The 23,753-nt window shown below is 44.3% G+C and carries 1 protein-coding gene; it reads right to left on the reverse strand.

Translation table 11 applies throughout. The annotated features are described in order from the left end of the window. Positions 1 to 4 precede the first annotated feature (4 nt). Positions 5 to 23,575: an Ig-like domain-containing protein gene (locus tag P0Y49_15705; protein WEK18236.1), complete on the reverse strand. Its 23,571-nt coding sequence runs from the start codon at positions 23,573 to 23,575 to the stop codon at positions 5 to 7. Between the last annotated feature and the right edge of the window lie 178 nt (positions 23,576 to 23,753).

Here is a 23,753-nt window from a genome sequence, read left to right on the forward strand (position 1 = left end):
TCTTTTATTTCTTAATCATTTCTATTAAACCACCTTCTTTAATTCTGAACACCAGTTCATTGCCATAGCTTACTCCAGCCTGATTAATGGCAAAAGCCTTCACGTAATAATCTACGCCTACCATCAGGCCATCCACTAACACCTGACTGTCGTCGATATTGGTGGCATTTACCCTAGTATCTGCAATGGTTGGATGTTCAACTGTACTCCAGCAAATACCGCTACCTGTTAAGGCCGTTCCACCATTATTAAGCAATGCTATCGCTATGTTGACTGCCGTTTCATCTTTTGCAGTTACCATACCTGTATTCAACAATGCCTTTTTCAGCGGTCCATATCCATACCAGTCGCTCAGCTTGAAAGGTGCAGTCTTCCCCTGAAGGTGACTCTTACCATTCAACAGAGACAGTGAAAATGGTGCCGTACGTTCTACCGTAGTCAGCTCATTTAATCCAAGCATATAGTCTGCCACAGTACGCATACTAAGTGCCCCGGAGTCTGGCAATGATGTGATCGTCCAATCTGCATAAAGCGTCATGGATTCCGTGATTGCACCGTCAAAATTAAAAACTGTTTCCATATGCTCGTCACAAAACCAGGTATAAAAAATCATTCCTGCTTTTGTGGTCGTTACTATAGGGAGCTTAGCTTCATCTGCTATCTTTATTGGATCGATAGTTGTTCCACCCCTCGTCTCAAAAGTGATCGTATGGTATAAATTCTTAACAGTCAATAAGCCAGGCTCGAAGGTAAATTCATAGTTATCCGCTTGCAGTGTACCCAGACTCAGCATTACCGGATAATCTCCCGCAGGGCTGCTCAGCGTTGCTGCTGTACTAAAAGCAGGTTCCCCTTCCAACGTAGCATCAGCACGAACCAGCGTATCCGTTTCCTCATATTTAAATCCTTTCATATGATAGGTGAAAGGTGGATTCTCCTTGCCAAAATATCTTGTTAAGGTATCTCCCGAAACCGTTAGCATCGCCTTGTTGATTTTAAAAGATTGTTGTGCTTCTGCAGGAGCAAAAAAGGCATCCCCTGCTTGTAAAACCTTCAACACAACATCCCCGGCACCTTCGATTGTCGCCATACCCCCGTTAAGATCAAGCTTACCATCCAACAGTTCAAAAGTTACTGGCAATCCTGAAGAAGCTGTAGCGATTAGCTTGAATGGTGCATCACCATAATTCTTATTACCCACAGGTGCAAAAGTGATGGTTTGTGTAGCCTTCTCAATAATGATCTTTACACTTGCAACTTGATCAGTGGTATTAAAGGTATTCGACGACAAGGTTAATCCGCCTGTAAGGTTTAGTTCCCCTATTGTAGCTGCAGCATAAGCTGCCTGATCCCAGGTGATACTCAACAGCGCTTTCGACCCGTCGTTATAGGTTACTTCAATTGATGAAGGTAAGCCTAGATTTGCAAATGGCGTTCCATACTTTACAGTGATCGGTGCCAGCTTTGCTACCGAAAATACGTCTTTCCAAAGCGTCACCTTAATCTGCGGCTGCAGGTTTGTATGATTACTCACATCATCAGTCAGCTCTATCTCACCATGAATGGTTTGCGGTGTTAACAATTCAGGATTATACTCGCTTTCATTCCACAGTACCGGTAAGTTGGCTGTAGTCTGATCGTCATAAGTCACCATTACGGTTGCCGGCAAATCAAGTGCAGAAAAAGGCTTGCCATATACATCAATCAGATCAGCCAGCGTCTCCACAGCAATCACATTTTTATTGTCAATAATCACTTCTACCTTCGGTGTAATGTCTTTAGGATTTTCAGCTTTCCCTTCCATATCGAGCAAACCAGTGAAGCTGTAAGACCCCGGATCATTTCCATTGAATAATGACGACTCCCACCTAACGGCAACTTTACCTGTTGTCCCATCCGTAAAGATGGCATCAAGCTGTGTTCCTAACTTTGCAAGGACTTGTTCTTGTGTAGTGCCGAACGGTAAATGTAGCGGTGTATTTACCAGTACAGAATCGAGCGCCAACAATTTTGGCAATACCGTTATTTTAATAGTGGTCGTTTTATTGTCTTTGTTCTCTTCCGGCGAGTCAAGAATTATTGTACCCGGAAGTATGTAATCACCGGCAACCATGCCATTATAAGTACTGCTATCCCAGTTCACCGACAAGTCATCCTGTTCATTATTGTTATAAGTCACCGTAACTGTCTCCGGCAGCATCAACGTCCCAAAAGCTGTACCGTAAGGAACGGTTAAAGCCACTGGATCTGTTACACTAATAATATAACGCGGGGCCACATTTACGGTAATTACCGCCTTGATTGAATCCGGATTCTCAATCAGCGGTGGCATGATGACATCAGCCACAAATTCATACGAATCCGGGCTCGTAGCATCATAGTCTGTATTCTCCCATTTGATAACAGTAAGACTCATGGTACTACCATCATCAAACAAGCTTTTTACCATAGTTGGGAAAGAGATATCAGTGTGCAACGTCCCATAGCTCACCTCAACCGAATCTCTTGTAATAGAAAGCAGTTTTTTAATGCGTTCTGCTACTGTCACCGTAATTACAGGTTGTAGTCCTTTCGGATTGTCAGCATCGTCAGGAATAACCATCGTCCCATGCAAGGTATATACCCCCGCTGTTTTGCCATCATAAGTACCCTTAGCCCAGGAAACAGAAAGCAACTCCTCCGAGGCATCATTATAAGTTACCTTTATCGCTTCTGGTAATGTCAGCGCATCAAATTCAGTATCGTAATCTACGCTGATTCCCCCCAGGGTTTCTATACTGTCAATTTGTTTTCTGTCGACGATCACCACAACTTTTGGCATCAGGTTATTGGTATTTAAAATTCCCTGAGGCACCACAATGGCACCTTCAAAAAGATACTCACCTGTAGCATCACCATTATAGAGCTGTGACTTGAATGAAGTGTCCTGTACAGCAACATCGATCACTGTACCATCATCCAATGTGGCCTTGCTAATCAAAGGGAACTTTAAGCTTTCCAATGGAGTACCAAATGCTACATTGATGGTATCTGCTTTTAGCGCAACGATTTCTTTCTCCCTTGGCAATACCGTAACCACGATCTGTGGGTTTACCTGTTTAGGGTTCTCCACCTCATCAGTCATTGTAAAGCTTCCATTTAACACATAAGATCCCGCAAGATTTCCATTATAAGGAGCAAAATCCCAATCTACACTCAGGTCATCATTACCTCCGTCTACAAACTGTGCATTCAACTGTCCTGGTAGAGTCAAGGCTTCCGGTGCTGTACCGAAAACTACCGTTATAGAATCCGGACGGGTATAAGTATCAATAAGGTGCTTACCTACAGTTACAGTTAACATTGCCTCCACATCATTCGGATTAAGAATATCCTCAGGGAGCTGCAAGGTGCCTTTCAGTTCATATACATCAGGCATATCAGCAATGTAATCGCCTTCCTCCCATACAACGTTCAGCATACCTGTACTTCCATTGTCGTAGGTCACCTTCACCTGCGCAGGGAATAACGGTTGTGCATTGGCAAAGCTGGTACCAAAAGGCACAAGCACAGTACTTGCTGCAACACTTACCACTTCAAGTGGTTTTGGTCCAACAGTGACGCTAACAGTTGCCATTAGGTTGTCCGGGTTATCAATATCATCACCTGTAACCAGGGTTCCCTTAAACACATACACCCCAGGAAGCAGCTCATTATAAGTTTCGGAACTCCAGATCACCCCTTCCGTACCTACAGATTGGTCATTATAGGTCACATTTACAGTTTCCGGGAAAGGAATATCTTCCACCGGTGTTCCATATTTAACGATGATTGCAACCGGATTCTGTACGGCGATTACTTTTTTGTTGCCTACCTGTATGTTTAATTCTGCTGTTTTGACGTCTTTATTAACCACTCCCGGAATCAGTACCGGATCTCCAATAAAGGAGTAAACCTCAGGAACCAGTGGGTCATAACCTTCGGTATCCCAGGTCATGTTCAGCGTGCCACTACTCCCATCGTCATAAGTTACCTTTACCGCTGCAGTCAGCTCTGGAATCGCTTTCAGCAATGTGCCATAGCTCACCTTCACCGTATCCAACACTGCAATACTTACAATGTTCTTAGGTTTTGGCAACACTGTAAGTATCATCTGCGCTTTGATGTTGCTCTTATTGTCGATACTTTCATTGTGGAGCAGGGTGCCGGTAAGCGTATAATCACCGCTTTGCAACTGATTATAAGTACCCGGTGTCCATTCAACCCCTACGGTATCCCGAGTACCATCATCAAAATTAACCTTTACTGTTTCTGGTAGTTTCACCTCATCAAATGGGGTATCGTAAGGCGTACTAGCCGTATACTGCCCCTCTATAGAGACAATATTTTTACGGATGATTACTGTATTGTTGGCAAATAACAAGCCCGTATTGGTAACCAGGTCATTCAACTGGATTGTTCCCTTCAGGTCATACTCTGCACCTTTATTAGCCACATAAGGCGTCCTATCCCAGATCACGTTAAGTAATCCAGTAGTCTGATCATGATAAGTTACCCTTACGGTACCAGGTAATGGCAGACTAGCAGCAGGTGTATTTAGATCCACTGTGATATCTGCCAGATCCTCAACTTCTATAATGTTATGTTGTACATATACATCTACATTCGCTTCAAAGTCGGCAGGGTTAGCATGTTCCTCCTTAATACCCAATGTAGCATATAAGCGGTATACCCCCACCTTAGAATTATAATTGCCCTGCTTCCAGGTCAGGTTCAACATTTCTTTAGTAACGCCATCATCATAAGTCACCTGTGCCTGTTTAGGCAATAATGGCAGCACATTGCTGTATGGCGTGCCCGATAATACCTTTACCGGAGGCAGTGGCGCCACAGCAATAATATATGAATATATTGGCGTAATGACTGCAACCTTCGCCGTTGCTGTCAGGTTGTTTCTGTTGACATCTGGGTTTGGAATAGTTAAGGTTCCAGTTAGCTCATAAATACCTTCTAAATTGCCATCATAGTTACCAGGTTGCCAGGTAACAGGGAACGTAGCATGACTATTATCACTCATCACGACTTCTACCTGTGTCACCAGGTTCAACTGTTCAAAAGGCGTTCCTGTATCTTTCTTAACAGGAACCGGGTAAGGTTTCAATACTTCAATGATATAGGCAGCGCGCGGATTTACTTTTAACTTCACTTTCAGTGAGCCGCAAACATCTGATCCCTGAACAGCCAAGGTAAACTCGTAATTTCCAGCCACTGCCGGCTCACCGGAAATCAAACCGGAGCTACTCAAACTTAAGCCGTCAGGTAATAAACCCTGACTCACGAAATAGGTATAAGATCCACTTTCCGCCAGCTGAAGCTGATGGGTATAGGTTGTCCATTGGTCGGCCGCCGGAAGCTCCTGTTCTGCATTTTCAAGATATACCCCCTGGAACTCATACGCACCAAGATCAACCACTGTATGTTTGATCCTGTCTTCGCCCGCAAGATCTTTATTCGTTCCGGCAATCTTTATGTTATCCCCCATATTGATTGCTGGAGAACAAGGTGCAAGTGAAAGATCATCTGCAGCCGCATTTGCCAGTTGAGGATCCTTCGTCGATATGGTTGTTCCGGTTACATATCCGTTTTGTACCGTACTGGTGGATACAATGATTCCAGTATTCATCTGATCCGGAATTGCATTTGCACGTGTATTACCCCAGAAGATACTATTGGCGACATTCACTGTTCCGGTATTACGATATAAGGCGCCACCATATTTGGTGGTCGTAGAGGCATTGATATAGGCAGAAGTATTGTTGCTAAAGGTCGAGTTTATGATATTGGTCGTTCCTGTATAATGGTAATATGCACCGCCATAGTAACCGTTCACCGTAGTTCTGTTCCTGCTGAAGGCTCCATTAATCAAGTTAAAAGTACCTGAGTAATTATAAATGGCACCGCCATGCTGTGCGGCCGTATTACCCACAAACAATCCACTTGTGACATTAGGTTTTCCATTGGTTGCATTATAGAATGCACCTCCGGTTGCGGTTGCGGTATTGTTTTTAAAGACCACATCCTTCATCTCCACCACAGCGCTGATGTGGTACATTCCTCCACCCTGACTACCTTTATTATTGATGAATTTGATGTCTTTAAAAGTAGCTGCAGCATTGTTGTAAAGTCCACCACCAAGCTGAACTACGGTGTTATTTTCAAGCGTAATGTTACTAAAAGTGGCGGCCCCACTATTGAAGATTCCTCCTCCACTATAATAGGCATAGTTATTTTTAACCCATAGGTTTTTAAAGATAACTTTTCCCAGCCCATTGTAAATACCTCCGCCATTGTAGACATCCGCAGTACTGGTAGCATTGGCGGTTTTACCTCCGCTGATCGTAAACCCGTCCAGTACCGTGGCATCGGTCAGGGCTGCCCTGTTAAACACAACGTGATAACTTCGGTTTGCCCCATCAAGGATGGTTTCATTCGTAGTCATAATAGCCGTTGAATCCCTATCCGCAAGCCCCTTTTCTGTAGCTGCGAAACCACCGTATATTTTAACGCCCTCTTTCAGTGTAAAGTAGTCATTCACTTTCAAACCGGGTACATAGGTTCCTTTGGCCACAAAGATCGTGTCTCCTGCCATTGCAGAGCTGAGCCCCTTTTGCAAGTCCAGGAATGCATGTTCCCAGCTCGCACTATTGTTCATCCCTGAGGTAGCAGCTTGGTTTACATAGATCCGCACCTTTCCAGTACCCATTTTCACTTCAAAGGTGTATAGCCTGTTTCCACATAGGTTACCATCGCTAGCAGTGATGTTGAAGGTATACAAGCCCGCATTGATCGGTCTTCCGGTCAACCTTCCAGACGGGCTCAGTAATAAGCCATCAGGCAATGCGCCATAACTCACTGCATAAGTATAACTTCCCGACCCTCCTGAAGAAACCATCTGGTGTTCATAGATTACCCCTCTTAAACCTTCAGGCAATACTGCAGGTCCCACATTAATCCTATCCTGCTGACTTTCAAAAGCCCCCAGATCCACGATTTCCGTTTTAATCCTCGGCTGTCCGGCAAGATCTTTCAGGATACCCGCAGAAAGAGAATTGTCGCCCATATTGATGGCGGGAGAACAAGCCGATAGCGAAAGATCATCTTCATTACTTAAGTTAAACAAGGGATCTTTGTCGACGATCACTTTTCCTGCCGCATAGCCACCACGAATCAGCGCGTTCACTGGTTTGACATTCAGGTTAAGTTCATCAACCACACCATTGCCTCGCTGATTACCCCAAACGATACTATTGTAAAGATTTAACGTTCCTGCATTTCTATAGATAGCACCACCATATTTGGTCACTGCACTAGTCACAAAGGCAATGCTGTTGTTACTCATCGTCACGTTAACCAGTGTTGAGGTTCCCGTATACTGGTAAAAAGCACCGCCGAAGTAAGCAGCCGTACCAATTACCTTATTACGGCTGAACGTGGCATTATTGACGGTCAATGTTGATGACCATTGGTATAAACCACCACCATGTTGCGTTGCCGTGTTTCCGATAAAGGTGGCATCATTCAACGTCACCTTACCCGAGTAACTGTAAAAACCACCACCCTGTGTAGCTTTATTGTCTTTAAATAATAGGTCATTGATGGTTACTGTTGCTGAGGCCTGATACATTCCTCCACCATAAGCAGCTGTATTGTTGATGAACTTGAGCTGGCGAATTGTTGCCGCTCCTACATTGTATAAACCACCTCCGTAACGATAGGAACCCGAAGTATTCACCGTTCCATTGTTCTCAAAAATGATGTTGCTCAATACTCCGATTCCGCCATTGTACATCCCGCCACCATAAGTATTGGAATAGTTATTTTTGATCCAAAGGTGGTTGAATATTGCCGCTCCAACCCTGTTATAAATACCGGCACCGATATAGGCCTCCCCGGTACTTGTACCCGTTGGCACTGACCGTCCGCCGCTGATACTAAATCCATCAAGCACCGTCGCCGCAGTCAGGGCAGCATAATTATACACCACGTGTCTGCTGATATTATTACCCGTCAGAATGGTTTCGTTATCCGTTCTGATTTTCAGCGAATCCCTTTCGGCAAGTGTCGACTCGGTAGCCGCGAAACCACCGTAAATTTTAACACCTTCTTTTAAGGTGAAGTAAGAAGTTACCAGTGTTCCTGAGCTATAAGTTCCTTTGGCTACCCAAATCTGATCTCCCGGAAGAGATACCTTAAGTGCATTCTGCAGATCAAGGTAGGCATTCTCCCAGGTGCTACCATTGTTCTGACCAGCTGTTGCCTCCTGATTAACCAGGATACGCACCACTCCTGTACCGGCTACTACATCCATATTGTAAACACGGTTGCCACATAAGGTTCCATCGGTCACATTGATCACAAAAGTATATTTACCAATCACAATAGGATTACCAGTAATGAGTCCGGAAGCATCCATTGACAATCCATCAGGAAGCTTGCCCGAAACCAACTTATAGGTATAACTACCTGTTCCGCCAACTCCCTGCAACTGCAGGTTGAATACAGCTCCACGTGGGATTTGCGGCATAGTTGCGGGATTTAAAGTGATCACATCCGACTGGTATTCTATGGCCCCAAGATCAATCACTTCTCCCTTGGTTCTCGGATTACCTAACCTATCTACAGTTCCCGCAGGAGCCAGGTTATTGTCGCCTGTATTGATTGCCGGTGAGCAGCCAGTAAGTGCCAGGTCATCACCATCGGCATTCACAAAAGCAGGGTTCGCATCTATGATGTTCAGCCCCGTAGCGTAACCACCGCTTATCAATACATTGTTTACCTTAATGTTCAGGTTCAGCTGATCAGGCATTCCTTCTCCACGGGTATTTCCCCAAAGAATACTGTTGTTTAATGTCACTGTTCCCGAATTGCGATACAATGCACCACCATAATTTACTGTTCCTGTTTTATAATATCCGATACTGTTTTTACTAAAGGTAGTATTGGTCAGCGTAGCTGTTCCTGTATAGATATATACCGCACCCCCTAAATAAGCAGAGGTATTGCTGATTTTATTGTGACTAAAGGTGGTATTGCTGATATTCAATGTAGCATTGCTCCAGATTGCACCACCATGTTGTCCCGACGTATTGTTTTGGAATGAGGCCCGGTCAATGTTCAAAACGCCCGAAGCATAAATCACTCCACCGGCAGCTGTAGCGACGTTATCTTTAAAAATGATATTTTTCAGGTTTGCTGTACCATTTGCAAAATATATAGCACCTCCGGTAGTCGCCCTGCTTCCGCTGAAGCTGGCATTGCTCAGGTTGGTGACTGCGCCCGAATTGACATAAATGGCTCCACCCTGTCCATTGGTTAACGTATTGTTTTCAAACCTGATGTTATTCAGATCGGCCTGTCCGGTGCTAAACATCGCCGCTCCATATCCGGGATAGCTCGAACCCTCAATAATTCTGTTGTTTTCGAATACCCCTTTGTTCAGCTTGAATCCTCTCACATTATATACTGCAGAACCACGTGCATAATAGCCGGTAGATCTGTTGTTGCTAAAAATCACATCAGTATAGGTAGCATCACCACTGTGATACAATCCAGCCCCATACACACCTAAATTATTCTTGATCCATAGGTTACGAAAAACTACTGTACCCAGTGAATTGTAAATACCTCCACCATAAAAATTGATACTGTTGTTTGAGGTATTGACCGCCGATCCACCACCTTGTATACTGAAACCATCCAATACAGTTGCATTCGTAAGAGCTATAGCATTATACACAACGTGATAACTCGCAACACCCTGACTACCGTCTAAAATAGTTTCGTTATCCGTTCTGATTTTCAAAGTATCCCGCGCTTCGATTGTCGTCTCTGTTCCGGCAAATCCACCGTACATCTTTACACCTTCTTTTAGCTTAAAGGTTGATGCAGCCAGCGGACCACTGTAATAAGTTCCTTTGGCTACCCAGATCTCATCTCCTGCCATGGCCAGTTCCAATGCCGGTTGCAGGTCGTTCAAGGCATTTGTCCAATCACTACCATTGTTAGCACCCGTAGCAGCCTGACGTACATATAATCTGCCAGTACCATTCTGCACCGTTAATTTATACTGCCGGTTACCACTTAGGTTTCCATCCGTAGCACCAACCACAAAAGTATAGATACCAATAAGATTTGGCACACCTGTTAGCTTTCCATCAGTTGTCAGTAATACACCCGGAGGAAGTTTTCCTGCCTGAAGGCTCCAGGTTACCGGTAGGCTGGTTCCGGTGTAGTTGAATGGAAGATTTAGGAAAGTTCCCCTGGTGATGGCTTCAATCCTTTCCGGATTGATCATAAGTCTCTCTGTACTTTCATTTTCATAAGCGCCCAGGTCGATAATATTATTAACCACCCTGGCTTTTCCGGCAAGGTCCTTATCATAGGCCTGCCAGCTGTTATCCCCACCATCAATAGCCAACGAGCCGCCCTGCAGCTGGAGGTTGTCTACTGCTACATCCATGAATAAAGGATCGCCAATTTTAACATCTGTACCGGTAGCATAATCCCCCTGCACAACGGTACTCCCCACAATGACCCCAGTATTGAGCTGATCAGCAATAGTACCTGTACGTGTATTGCCCCACAAAATACTATTGTGTATGGTTACGGTTCCAGAATTGCGGTACAGTGCGCCACCATAACTCAAAGTTACGGTACCTTTGGCATAGCCGATATTATTTTTGCTAAAACTACAGTTGTTGATCAGTACATCATTAGAGTTGATGTAGATGGCACCACCGTAATAAGCTGCCGTTGAAGTCACCTCATTGCGACTGAAAATACTATTGTCGATCTTCAGATTGCTGTTGGACCAGATGGCTCCACCGTGTTGCACTGCCGAGTTATGTATAAAAGAAGCACGGTTGAGTACCAAAACACCACTGGCATAAATAGCCCCACCAGATGAACTTGCAGTATTATCAGTGAAAGTAACCTCTTCGAGCACCTGAGTTCCGCTGGCAATAAACAAGGCTCCGCCGGTTGTCGCTTTGTTTCCGGTAAAAGTTCCTTTATTGATTTTGACCACTGCACTGGAGTTACTGTAAATCGCTCCTCCCTGCCCATTAAGAATGCTGTTGTTTTTAAATTCTACTTCAGAAAGATCCAACACCCCGGTAGTAAAGATACCTGCTCCATACCCCGGATAACTGCTGGACTCCAAAATTTTATTGTTTTCAAATATCCCTTTGCTCAGCTTAAAGCCTTTTGCATTATAAACTGCCGCACCACGTGCACTTGTTCCTTTTGCCTGGTTATTGCTAAACAGGATGTTTGTATATACTGCATCTCCATTATTGTAAATACCCCCACCATAAGTTCCGTTATTGTTCTTTATCCACAGGTTACTGAACTGAACCGCACCCAGGTTGTTATAAATACCACCCCCCTGATAATTGATACCACTCACCAAGGTTGCATTACCACCCTGGATACTAAATCCATCGAGGATCGTAGCCGAGGTTAGTGCCAGTGTATTAGTTATGACATGGTAGCTGGCTACCCCCTGACTACCATCCAGGATGGTTTCATTCAGGCTACGCAGGTCGGCCATATTCCGATCTGCCAACGCTGCTTCCGTTCCTGCAAAACCACCATACAACTTTACCCCTTCCTTTAATTTAAAGGTTGAGGTAGCCAGTGGCCCAGAATAATAGGTCCCTTTTGCTACCCAGATTTCGTCGCCCGCCCCGGCAAGTTCCAACGCCGCTTGTACATCTGTAAATGCATTTGCCCAGTTACTTCCATTGTTATCGCCCTTAGCAGCACTGCTCACAAACAAACGGCTAATACCATTTTGCACGGTAATACTGTATTGTTTGCTGCCCAGAATCTGCCCGTCAGTAGCACCAATAACAAAGGTGTAAGTGCCCACAACTGTAGGTACTCCTTTAAATTTCCCATCAGCTGAGAAAGTAACACCAGTAGGTAATTTACCTGTTTGCAAACTCCAACTAACTGGTAATGTAGTTCCGGTAGCAACCAATTGCAGATTCAAAGCCGTTCCTCTTGGAATAGAATTGATGACTGCAGGGCTGATCATTAGCCTGCCATTGCCGTCCTGCTCATAAGCACCCAGATCGATCGTTCCATTTACGATCCTTGGATTACCTGCCAAATCCTTATCAAAAATCTGCCAGTTGTTCTCACCGGCATCAATTGCCAATGAACCTCCTTTAAGGTGCAGGTTATCGCCAGCTGCATTTTCGAACATCGGATCTCCGATTTTAATATCAGTTCCCCCGACATAGTCATTCTGAACGATGGAGGTGGCAATAATAATGCCTGCATTCACTTGGTCAGGAATATCATTCCCACGTTTATTGCCCCAGAAAATACTGTTGTTGATGGTTGTGGTACCACCTGACCGATATAAAGCGCCACCATAACTTAAAGTGGAAGCGGCCTTATAGCCAATGCTGTTGTTACTAAAACTGGTGTTGTTGATCAGTGCATTTCCCGAACTCAGAAAAACAGCACCCCCATAATACCCTGACGTAGAAGTTATACTGTTCCTGCTAAAAATAGTATTGTCAATTTTCAGTGTACTTGCCGACCATAATGCTCCACCATGTTGTCCTGAAGAGTTATTGATGAAGGAAACCCTGTTGATATTAAGTACTCCCGCAGCATATAATGCTCCGGCAGAAGCTGTAGCCGTATTGTCCTTAAACTGTACATCAGTAAAGGTCCCTGTACCATTTGCCTGGTATACCGCCCCACCTGTAGTCGCCCTGTTTCCTGTAAATTCAGCCTTATTAATGTTAATGATTGCGCTTGAGTTGGAATAAATAGCACCTCCATATCCACTGCTGAGCAGGTTATTCTCAAACTTCACCTCATTAAGCGTCAACGGTCCGGAATTGAATATTGCTGCTCCATAAGTGGTACCGCCATCTACCAATTGATTATTTTGAAAAACACCTTTGGTTAGCTTAAAGCCGCTTACATTGTAGACCGCCGCCCCCCTGGCATTTGTTCCCCTTGACTGGTTATTGCTAAAAATGATGTCTGTATATTCTGCATCTCCGGAATGGTATAAACCACCACCATAAGCTGCACTATTATTTTTAATCCATAAATTACGGAAAACAGCAGCACCACCGGAATTGTAAATACCGCCTCCATAGTAACTGACTCCGCTACTATTGATGGCTGCCTTCCCTCCCTGGATACTAAAGCCATCCAATACAGTTGCAGCAGTTAGTGCGGCAGTGTTATATACTACGTGATGACTAACCGTACCCTGACTACCATCAAGAATGGTTTCATTACTGGTACGTATGTTATCTATATTTCTTGTTGTAAGGAGTTCTTCTGTTCCGGCAAAACCACCATACATTTTGACACCTTCCTTTAAAGTAAAATAAGAACTGGCTAGAGACCCGGTATAATAGGTGCCTTTAGCTACCCAGATTTCATCTCCAGCCTTACTTTGCGTCAATGCCGTCTGTAAATCTGTAAAAGCATTTACCCAATTGCTACCATTGTTATTCCCTGTCGCCGCTTGTCTCACATATAATCGCGATGGCCCATCGGTAATCACCGCATTAAACTGCTTACTACCTACCAGCGTGCCATCGGTAACTGAGACCACAAAGATGTACGTACCAGATACAGTTGGTCTTCCTGTAATTAATCCATTCTCTGTTAATATCAAACCTGTTGGCAATGTGCCCGACTGCAGCGTCCAGGTATAATCTCCAGTACCACCAGTAACACTCATCTGGAAGTTAGGATCAAGTCCACGTGCAGATGAAGGGAATACTGAAGGTTGAATTTTCAGTCCATTGCCACCCAAACTTTCATAGGCACCAATGTCGATGATATCATTGATAATCCTTGGGTTTCCCGCAAGGTCTATGGTTGATGTATTACTGGAATTATCACCAGCATCAATTGCCGGTGATCCACCTTTCAACTGCAAATCATCTAGCGCAGAATTGATAAATAGTGGGTCACCGATCAGAATATTTATTCCTGTTGGATAACCGCCCTGAACAATCGAGTTGCTGACTTTCAATGCAGCTGTCAGCTGATCAGGAACATTACCTCCACGGGTATTTCCCCAGAAGATACTATTGTTTATGGTTACCGTACCTGCCGAGCGGTACAATCCGGCACCACCAATCGTAGTGGCATTTGTAAAGGCAATCTTATTATCGCTGAAAGTGACATTGTTCAGATTGGTCGTAGCGGCGGAATATATACCACCACCATAATAACCTCCTGCTGTCGTGACTGCGTTTCTGCTGAAGATGACATTGGTCAGATTTGCCGTTCCGGAGCTGTTGAACATCCCGCCGCCCTGTTGACCTGCGGTGTTTGCAATAAATGATCCGCGATCGATATTCACAATTCCACCACTTTGCGAAAGACCTCCTGAGTTGACTTTCGCACTGTTTCCCCGGAAGGTCACATCTGTCATCATTATTGTGCCACTCAGGTTAAAGAAACCACCACCTATAGAGTTGGCTTCATTTCCTTCAAATAAGATCTTATCATAAACGGCCGCTCCCATATTGTAAATACCGGCACCTCTTTCTGCTTTGTTATTGATGACACGCAGATTCCTGAAAATAGCTTTTACAGAACCGTAGTTGTAAATCCCTGCGCCACGGTTGTTATCAGAGTCAGTACCGGCAAGCCCCTGCCCCCCGCTGATGGTAAACCCATCCAGCACAGTGGTATTGCTTAGCGCAATATTGTTAAATATAACATGCCTGCTTGCCAGGCCCTCACTACCGTCCAGTATCGTCTGGTTACCCGTATGGATCAACGACAGCGTTCTATCGCTAAGTTTCGTTTCTGTCCCCGCGAAGCCTCCATATACTTGCACTCCCTCTTTCATGGTGAACCAGCTGGTTGCCAGTGTTCCGGGACTATAACTTCCTTTGGCTACCCAGATCTGATCACCCGCAAGTGCTTTCGCAATGGCGACCTTCAAATCTGTAAATCCATGTTCCCAACTACTGCCATCATTTCTGCCAGATACCGCAACAACATTCACAAATAGCTGTGTTGCTGATGGATTCACCAATATGGTATATTGTTTTCTACCGACAAGCGACCCATCGGTAACACCTACCACAAAGGTAAATGTTCCCGCTTCCATTGGCCTGCCTTTTAGTACACCATTGGCATCCAGACCAAGTCCAGATGGTAACACCCCGGAAGTGATGTTCCATACCAGATTGCCTGTTCCTGAAGACACAGTAAGTGGTACTTCCAGCAAATCTCCACGGTTATAAGCCTGAAGGGTAGCCGGACTGATGATCAGACTGGCGGTACCTTGATTCTCAAAGGCACCCATATCTACTATATCATTGAAAATCCTCGGGTTTCCTTCCACATCAGTGGTCCCAATCACCTTAGTATTGTCGCCCATATCAATAGCCGGTGATCCCCCTTTTAAACGAAGATTGTCTGCTGCAGCATCGGTAAAGAGTGGATTGCCAATGGCAATATTGGTACCTCCGGTAATACCATCCTGAACGATACTTTTATCAATAGTAACTACACCCAGGATCTGATCGGCTACACCATCTGCACGATTATTGCCCCAGAAGATGCTATTGCTGATGGTAACTGTACCACCTGCACGATACAAAGCCCCCCCACCTGCAGCGGTACGGGAGATGCTGTTGTTACTAAAAGTTACATTGGTCAATGTAGCAGTTGAACCGGCATACATTGCTCCACCGTAAGCAACGGCAGTAGTTGAAGAAACGATGCGGTTGCGACTAAAAACTACGTTATTTAATTTGGCTGTCCCGGTGGTTTGTAATGCACCACCATGCTGCGTAGATTCATTGTCAATAAAATATACACGTTCAAAGACCGGAGAACCTGCCGCGATAACAGCACCACCAAGCGCCCTTGAACGATTAGATTTAAAGGTAACATCGGTAAATTCCGGTGATCCTGAATTGATGTATACGGCACCACCATTGAGTGCCTGATTTCCTATAAAAGTGGTATTGAAAATTTTAACAGGCAAAGTCGTTCCACTATAAATGGCCCCGCCATAAGCGTAACCTGTACCGCCGGTAATGTTATCTTTAAAAATAGTATTGCTGACCAAAGCGGTACCACTATTGAAAATAGCCCCGCCATAAGTATTAGACCCTGCGGTAATGAAATTCCCTTCAAAAAGCACTTTATCAACAGTAATTCCACCGGTATGGTTATAAATACCCGCACCGCGGCCGAGGTTACCAATGGTGCTGTTAGCGATAATTTTGGAATTGGTAAAGGTAGCTACTCCCGAAAGGACAAATGCCCCTCCACCATAAAGAGCTGTATTATTGGTAATGATTAGATTATTAAATATTGGTCGCCCAAGACTGGTATAAATACCAGCGCCATAATAGTTTGCACCTAGGTCGGGTACACTTGGATAGCTGGTACTTGTAGTAGTCAATGTACGTCCTCCGGAAATGGTAAATCCGTCGAGGATGGTTTCTGAAGTAACAGCCGTAGTACTCGATACTACGTGGTAACTGGCCACCCCCTGACTTCCGTCGAGGATACTTTTATGAATCGTATGTATTAGGCTGGTATCTCTTGCTGCAAAGGTTTCTTCTGTACCTGCAAAACCACCGTAGATTTTTACATTTTCCTTCAAGGTAAAAGTAGAGGTAGCTAGTAATCCGGGGCTATAATTCCCTTTGGCTACCCAGATCTGATCTCCGGCTGTTGCCTGTCCCAATGCCAATTGCAAATCGGTAAATGCATTTGGCCAGCTGCTGCCATCCTTACGTCCAGTAGTAGCGCCTTCGCTTACATAAATATTGGTTGCACCTGCGGTAACCACAACGTTATATTGTTTTGCGCCGGCAAACTCTCCATCGGTAACAGAAACCACAAAGGTATAGTTCCCAATGTACATTGTTCTTCCAGAAAGAAGCCCACCTGCACTAAGGCTAAGTCCTGTAGGTAAAGTTCCTGAAGAAACGCTCCAGGTTAACGATGTACCACCACCGGTAGCTGTAAACTGTACATTTATATTGGTACCGCGTACCGAACCAGGTAAGGTTGTCGGCAGGATACTAAGGCTTTCCCCACCTTGATTTTCATAAGCACCAAGGTCGACAATTCCATTGACTATCCTTGGCAAATTGGCCAGATCAAGTGACGTTCCGCTCGCTGCGTTGTCACCCACATCTATCGCTGGCGACCCACCTTTAACTTTAAGGTTATCTGTTGCAGCATCTGTAAACAATGGATTTCCAATGGAAATATTTGTTCCACCGACATAACCATTTTCGACAATACTATTGGCAATAGTTACTGCGCCACCAATCTGATCAGATATATTATTACCTCTCTTGTTACCCCAGAAAATACTGTTGTAAATAGCGGTAGAACCCGCACGGAAATAAAACCCGGCACCGGTACTGGTCGTGGCATGTATATAGGCCGTAGTGTTGTTACTGAAGGAGGTATTGCTGAGCACTGATGCACCGCCATAATTGTACATCCCTGCACCATAGCCTGACGTAGAATTTGTGGTGATCTTGTTCTGGCTGAACACGACATTGTCGAGTCTTGAAGCTCCATAATTATAAAGCCCGGCACCATGTTGCCCAGATATATTGCCGATAAAAGAAACCCTGTTTAAGGTTAACGTTCCTGCACTCATTATACCGGCACCTGTTGTGGTAGCTGTATTATTCTTAAATACCAGGTCTTCTGCGTTAAGGCCGGTCGTGGTCATTAATCCACCACCATTTCCCACTACAGCATTCCCTTCAAATGTGCTCTTTTTAAGGTTGAGGATACCAGTGTTATGGTATATTCCGGCACCGGCAGTACTAGCCTTATTTCTTAAAAAAGTCAGGTTTTCGGCAGTCAGATTGGCAACGGTATTAAACATACCCCCGCCATATATCGCTTCATTTTCTACGAAAGTCAGGTTACGCAGAATCGCAAAGGCATTAAGGTTGTATAAACCACCCCCATAACCTGCTCCAACAGCAACAATATTTTTCTCGATACGGATGTTTTCAAAGGTAGACGGGCCGTTATTGTAAATACCAGCACCAAATCTATCCGCATTATTGTTCTTTACCCACAAGTTCCTGAATACTGCCTCACCGGCATTATTATAAATACCCGCAGCACTATAAGCAATAGAAGTCGACCCTGTTGCAGTTCTACCACCCGTAATACTAAATCCATCTATGATAGTTTCTTTTGTAGATTGCTCCAGATTAGTCACTACGTGATAGCTTTTATTATTTCCTGAAAGAATGGTTTCATTAACCGCATATAATTTGTTAGCATCTGCCACCCGCTCCGTTAATTCATTTTCTGTTCCGGCAAAACCACCGTACCATTTTACGCCCGACTTCATGGTAAAGGTACCGTTGACATCTGTCCCAGTTCCTGGCAGGTAAGTCCCCTTGGCCACCCAGATTTCATCTCCTGCAACTACATAATTTAATGTCGGTAGCAGATCTGTAAAGGCATCCGTCCAGCTAATCCCATTTGCTTTTCCTGTTGCACCCTTTTTCACATAGAAACGTGCTGGTGCTGGAACAGCTTCAATGGTATACTGTTTACTACCAATGAGTGTACCATCGGCTACAGCAATCACAAAAGTATCACCACCTGGAGTACTTTTCATCACCCGTCCCTGAATCCGGCCACTCGCAGTGATCGATAAACCAAGTGGCAGATCTCCGGATAAGATGCTCCAGGTATAAGGCGCTGTTCCGCCGGTAGCAACCAACTGAATATCTACCAGTGTCCCCCTGGTAATTGTTCCAAGCGTTAGTGGTGTAATTTTCAGGGAAGCCCCACCTTGATTTTCATAAGCACCATGATCGACAATCGAATTATAAATCCTTGGATTGCCATCAAGATCTTTACTTGTAGCGGTAGCAGCATTATTCCCTTTATCTATAGCGAGTGATCCCGTTTTTAAGGTCAGGTTATCATTTGCAGGATCAGTAAACAGCGGATCACCGACAAGAATGGCCGATCCGGTAGCATAACCATCTTCAACAGTACTATTGGCCACAGAGGTTACTCCTGTGTTGAGCTGATCTGACAAACCGGTTCCCTGGGTATTCCCCCATAGAATGCTATTGGTCACATTTACTGTCCCCCCAGCACGGTATAAACCACCACCACTATTCACGGCCGTCCGGGCTACCGTATTTTTACTAAAAGTACCATTAACGATATTGGTTGTCGTACTCCCTGCATATACACCACCGCCATAATAAGTACTTGTAGAAGTTACAGCATTTCGGCTAAATGCCACATTCGTTAAGGTAGTTGTACCGGTACCACTCATAAAGATACCACCTCCATTCTGTACTGCAATATTGTTAATGAACAAGCCACGGTCGATGGTCAATGTTCCTGTACCTGAAATCCCAGCACCGGTTGTTGTTGCTTTGTTTCCACGGAAGGTGACATCGGTCAGCGTAGCCGAACCTGCAGTATTAAATCCACCACCGGCTGTCGTCGCTGTGTTATTTTCAAACACGGCATTATTCAGGATAAAATTGCTACCTGCATTTACCAGACCACCTCCTATAGTAGTTACACTGTTGTTTTCAAAAACGGCATTATTGGTCGTTACATTGTTACTATTATTGTACATCCCTCCTCCCTGAATAGCCTGGTTGCCACGGAAGGTCACATTGTTTATGATTGCATTTGCTCCATTATTATAAAGCCCTCCCCCATACCTGGTAGAAAGCGTAGCCATGTTCCCTTCAAAAAGAATATTTTCCAGTTTGATCGCTATAGCTGTATTGTACATTCCTGCTCCTAGCGTAGCGCCTATATTATTTTTAACGATCAGGTTTTTATAGGTTCCATTTACCGCAGCCACAAGACTATAAATCCCGGTACCATAAATCGCATTAACAGTGGCGTTTCCTCCCGAAACTGTAAAACCATCCAAGAGTGTCTCCACCGACATTAGTGTAGTACTAGAGACCACGTGCTTGTTTATTGAGGCACCACTGAGCTCTGTATTATTGAGGGTAAATTTCCCATTGGCATCTGCAATACGTTGCGAAAGAAGTGTTTCCGTTCCAGCAAAACCACCATATAATTTCACACCCGAGACCAGGTTGAAGGTAGAATCAACGTGAGCGGCAGGCGAATAAACTCCTTTGGCTACCCAGATTTCGTCGCCGTCCTTCGCCATTCCCAACGCAGACTGTAATCTTGTTAATCCATTTGTCCAGTCGGCACCATTATTGGCACCAGTGGCATTCGCTTTAACATGCCAGCGGGTCGCCCCATCGTTTACCTGTAAATTGTATTGCCTTGTTGCCATTACTCCATTCTGTATGGCCTTAATCACAAACGTATAAGTACCTGAATACATAGGCACGCCACTTAGTACTCCGGTTTGCTTGTTGAAAAGTATACCCAATGGAGGTGTACCATAGGTAAGTTCCCAGGTAATCACCCCTGAAGTTTCAGAAGTACTAAGCTGCTGACTGTATGCTGCTCCCCTACGGGCTACCGGCAAAGTAGCTGGCAGGATCGCCAGAGATCCGGCACTTGCATTTGTATTTTCATAGGCACCTAGGTCGACGATATTATTGATGATCCTTGCATTTCCAGCCAAGTCGTTCGCTGTTCCTACATAGGCATTGCTTCCTGCATTGATGGCTACAGAACCGTTTTTCAAACGCAGATCATGCGCCAATGCATTTTCAAATTCCGGACTACCGATAATGGTATTCGACCCATAATTATAATCATCCTGAATCAAATTGTAGGCCAGATTAGTAACCGTTCCACCAATCTGATCGGCCACATCATTGCCACGTTTATTACCCCAGAAAATACTGTTATAAATACCGAATGCTGCAGGAGCGGCATATAAACCGGTTCCATAAGTAGTTGCACCAGCAACAGTATAGTTGGTTGTATTGTTGCTGAAAGTACAGTTGGTAATAGTTCCGGTACCACTAAAGTACATCCCCCCACCATATGTAGCTGTTGTTACCAGGGCTGCTGTTATGCTGTTTGTACTGAATATAGAGTTGGTGACTGTAATGGTACCAATCCCATAAAGCCCGCCGCCATTACCAATAGAGGTATTCTTAATAAAGGATGCCTGGTTGATGTTAACTGTACCACTAGTATATAGTCCACCACCACTTGTTGCTGCGTTTTCCTCAAAGGTTGATTTGGTAATGGTGACCCCCGCGCCGTTGTTCCACATCCCGCCACCATTTATGGCCTGGTTTCCTTTAAAGCTAACATTGTTCAATTCCAGATTGGCACCACTATTGTAAAGTCCGCCACCATACCTGTTAGTGGTTGTCACCACATTGTTTTCAAACGAAATATTATTCAGATGAATTCCTACTGAGTTATTGTACATTCCAGCGCCATAAGTATTGGCACTGTTATTTTTGATGACCAGATTATTATAGATTCCATTTCCGGGAACAGCACTGATATAAATACCTGCCCCATACGACTTCACACCACTTGAGTTAGCTAATCCTGCTGTGATGGTGAAGCCATCAAGTGTTGACTCCGAACTTAATGCCAGCACACTGTATACCACATGGTTATTAATGTTATTACCACTTAATATAGACTCATTGACGGTATATTTTCCCTTTGCATCTGCTACGCGTTGGTTCAACTGCGTCTCCGTTCCGGCAAAACCACCATAAATTTTTACTCCCGAAACCATGTTGAAAGTAGAATCGATATGTTGAGCCGGGGAGTAAGTTCCCTTAGCGACCCAAATCTCATCGCCACTCTTCGCCAGCTCGATCGCAGTTTGCAGTCTGACGTAAGCATCAGTCCAATTTGCACCCGAGTTATCTCCAGAAGTGGCGGATGCCCGAACATGTAATCTAGCAGGGGAAGTATTGACATTCATGGTATACTGCTTGCTGGTTGTCTGTCCCCCCCCGCTAACTTTCACCACAAAATTATAGTCGCCACTCAACATTGCAATCCCACTCAACAGTCCCGTCTGTGTATTCAACTTAATCCCCGGGGGCAGGCTGCCATAAGTTACTTGAAAAGTCGCAGCCCCGGACCCTGAAGTGGTTAGCTGTAGTTGATAAGGATTACCACGTGTAACATTACCAATAACCGAGGGCTGAAGTAGGATAGATGCCGGAGCACCTATTGGATGTTCATAAGCTCCAAGATCTACCACACCATCAACGATCCTTGTATTCCCTGCAATATCCGTAACAGTTCCTACTTGTGCATTAACTCCAACATTGATGGCTACAGATCCATTCTTAAGTCTCAGATCGTTGATTGCTGCATTTTCAAATTCAGGGTCACCAATAATTGTATTTACGGAATTATCGAATCCATTCTGGATGAGGTTATTGGAAACACCAAACTTAACAGATGTATTTAACTGATCAGGGACATCGCCACCACGCTTGTTACCCCAAAAAATACTGTTGTACACATTGAATGTCGTAGGACTAGAATAGAGAGCCGCTCCATAAGTATTCACATTGTCAATGGAATAAGGAATTGTGTTGTTACTGAAAGTGCAATTATAAATATTTCCTGATCCTGATGCAAAGTATAAGCCTCCACCCAGATAAGACGCACTTACGCTAGTGATTGCATTTTGACTAAACACACTGTTGTTCAAGACAAAACCTGTTCCCGTAACACTATATAAACCGCCACCCCGCACAATAGCATTGTTACCAATAAAAGAGGCCCGGTTGATGTTTAAGTTATTTCCGGAATTAAATAATCCACCGCCATAAGTGGTAACACTATGATTTTCAAAGGCAACATCAGTCATTGTGACATTGGCTTCAACATTGTTAATACCACCACCGGTACTGGCACCTGTATTGTTTCTAAATGTAATTTTTTCAAAGGTTGCGGATGCTCCCGTATTATAGATACCGGCACCAGAACCTGCCCGCTGAAGGTTATTACCTTCTACTAAAAGGTTTTTAAAAGCTGCGGACACACCGGCAGAATAAATTGCTCCACCGCCTGCGGATGCATTATTTCCTTTAAGCCATAGATTTTGAAATACTCCCGCCCCACCGCTCACATAAATTCCGGCACCGATATAAGCCGCAGAAAGTGAAGTAGAAGTTCCTAATGTTAAACCACGGGTAATGGTGAACCCATCTAGCAAAGTGGTATTATTATTCGAGGAAGTAACCACATGATAGTTAATATTCTGACCATCTAATATCGATTCATTAACGGTAAAAAGACCGTTTGCTCCAGCAACACGTTGGCTCAGAGAAGTCTCATTCCCTGCGAAACCACCATAAATCTTAACACCTGTTTTAAGGGTAAAGGTTCCCGCTGTTGTAGCCGCTGAAATATATGTTCCCCTGGCAACCCAGATTTCATTTCCAGTAGCGGATTTGGTGATGGCTGCGGTGAGCGTTGTAAATGCATCCTGCCAGCTTGTACCCGTTTCCGCACCAGTTGCCGTGGCACTAACATAATACCTGGTTTGAGCCTGAGTATCAAGAGCAAAAGAAAAAATGAAAAATAATAAAACTGTTACGCTATTAAGGAAAATTCGGGTCATGTTTGAAAAAAGAGATACTGCACAAAAAACAGGTATAACTCTAATTACCATAAAAAAGCCGTACTTTTTCGAATAAAGAAAAAATAGTTTTTTTTCAATTCAAATTGACGAATTAATCGTTCATCATTTATTCGAGAATAGGGATTTTTCGGGTAAAAAAATTACCATTCTACAAAGC

The sequence above is a fragment of the Candidatus Pedobacter colombiensis genome (assembly GCA_029202485.1).
Classification (GTDB): Bacteria; Bacteroidota; Bacteroidia; order Sphingobacteriales; family Sphingobacteriaceae; genus Pedobacter; species Pedobacter colombiensis.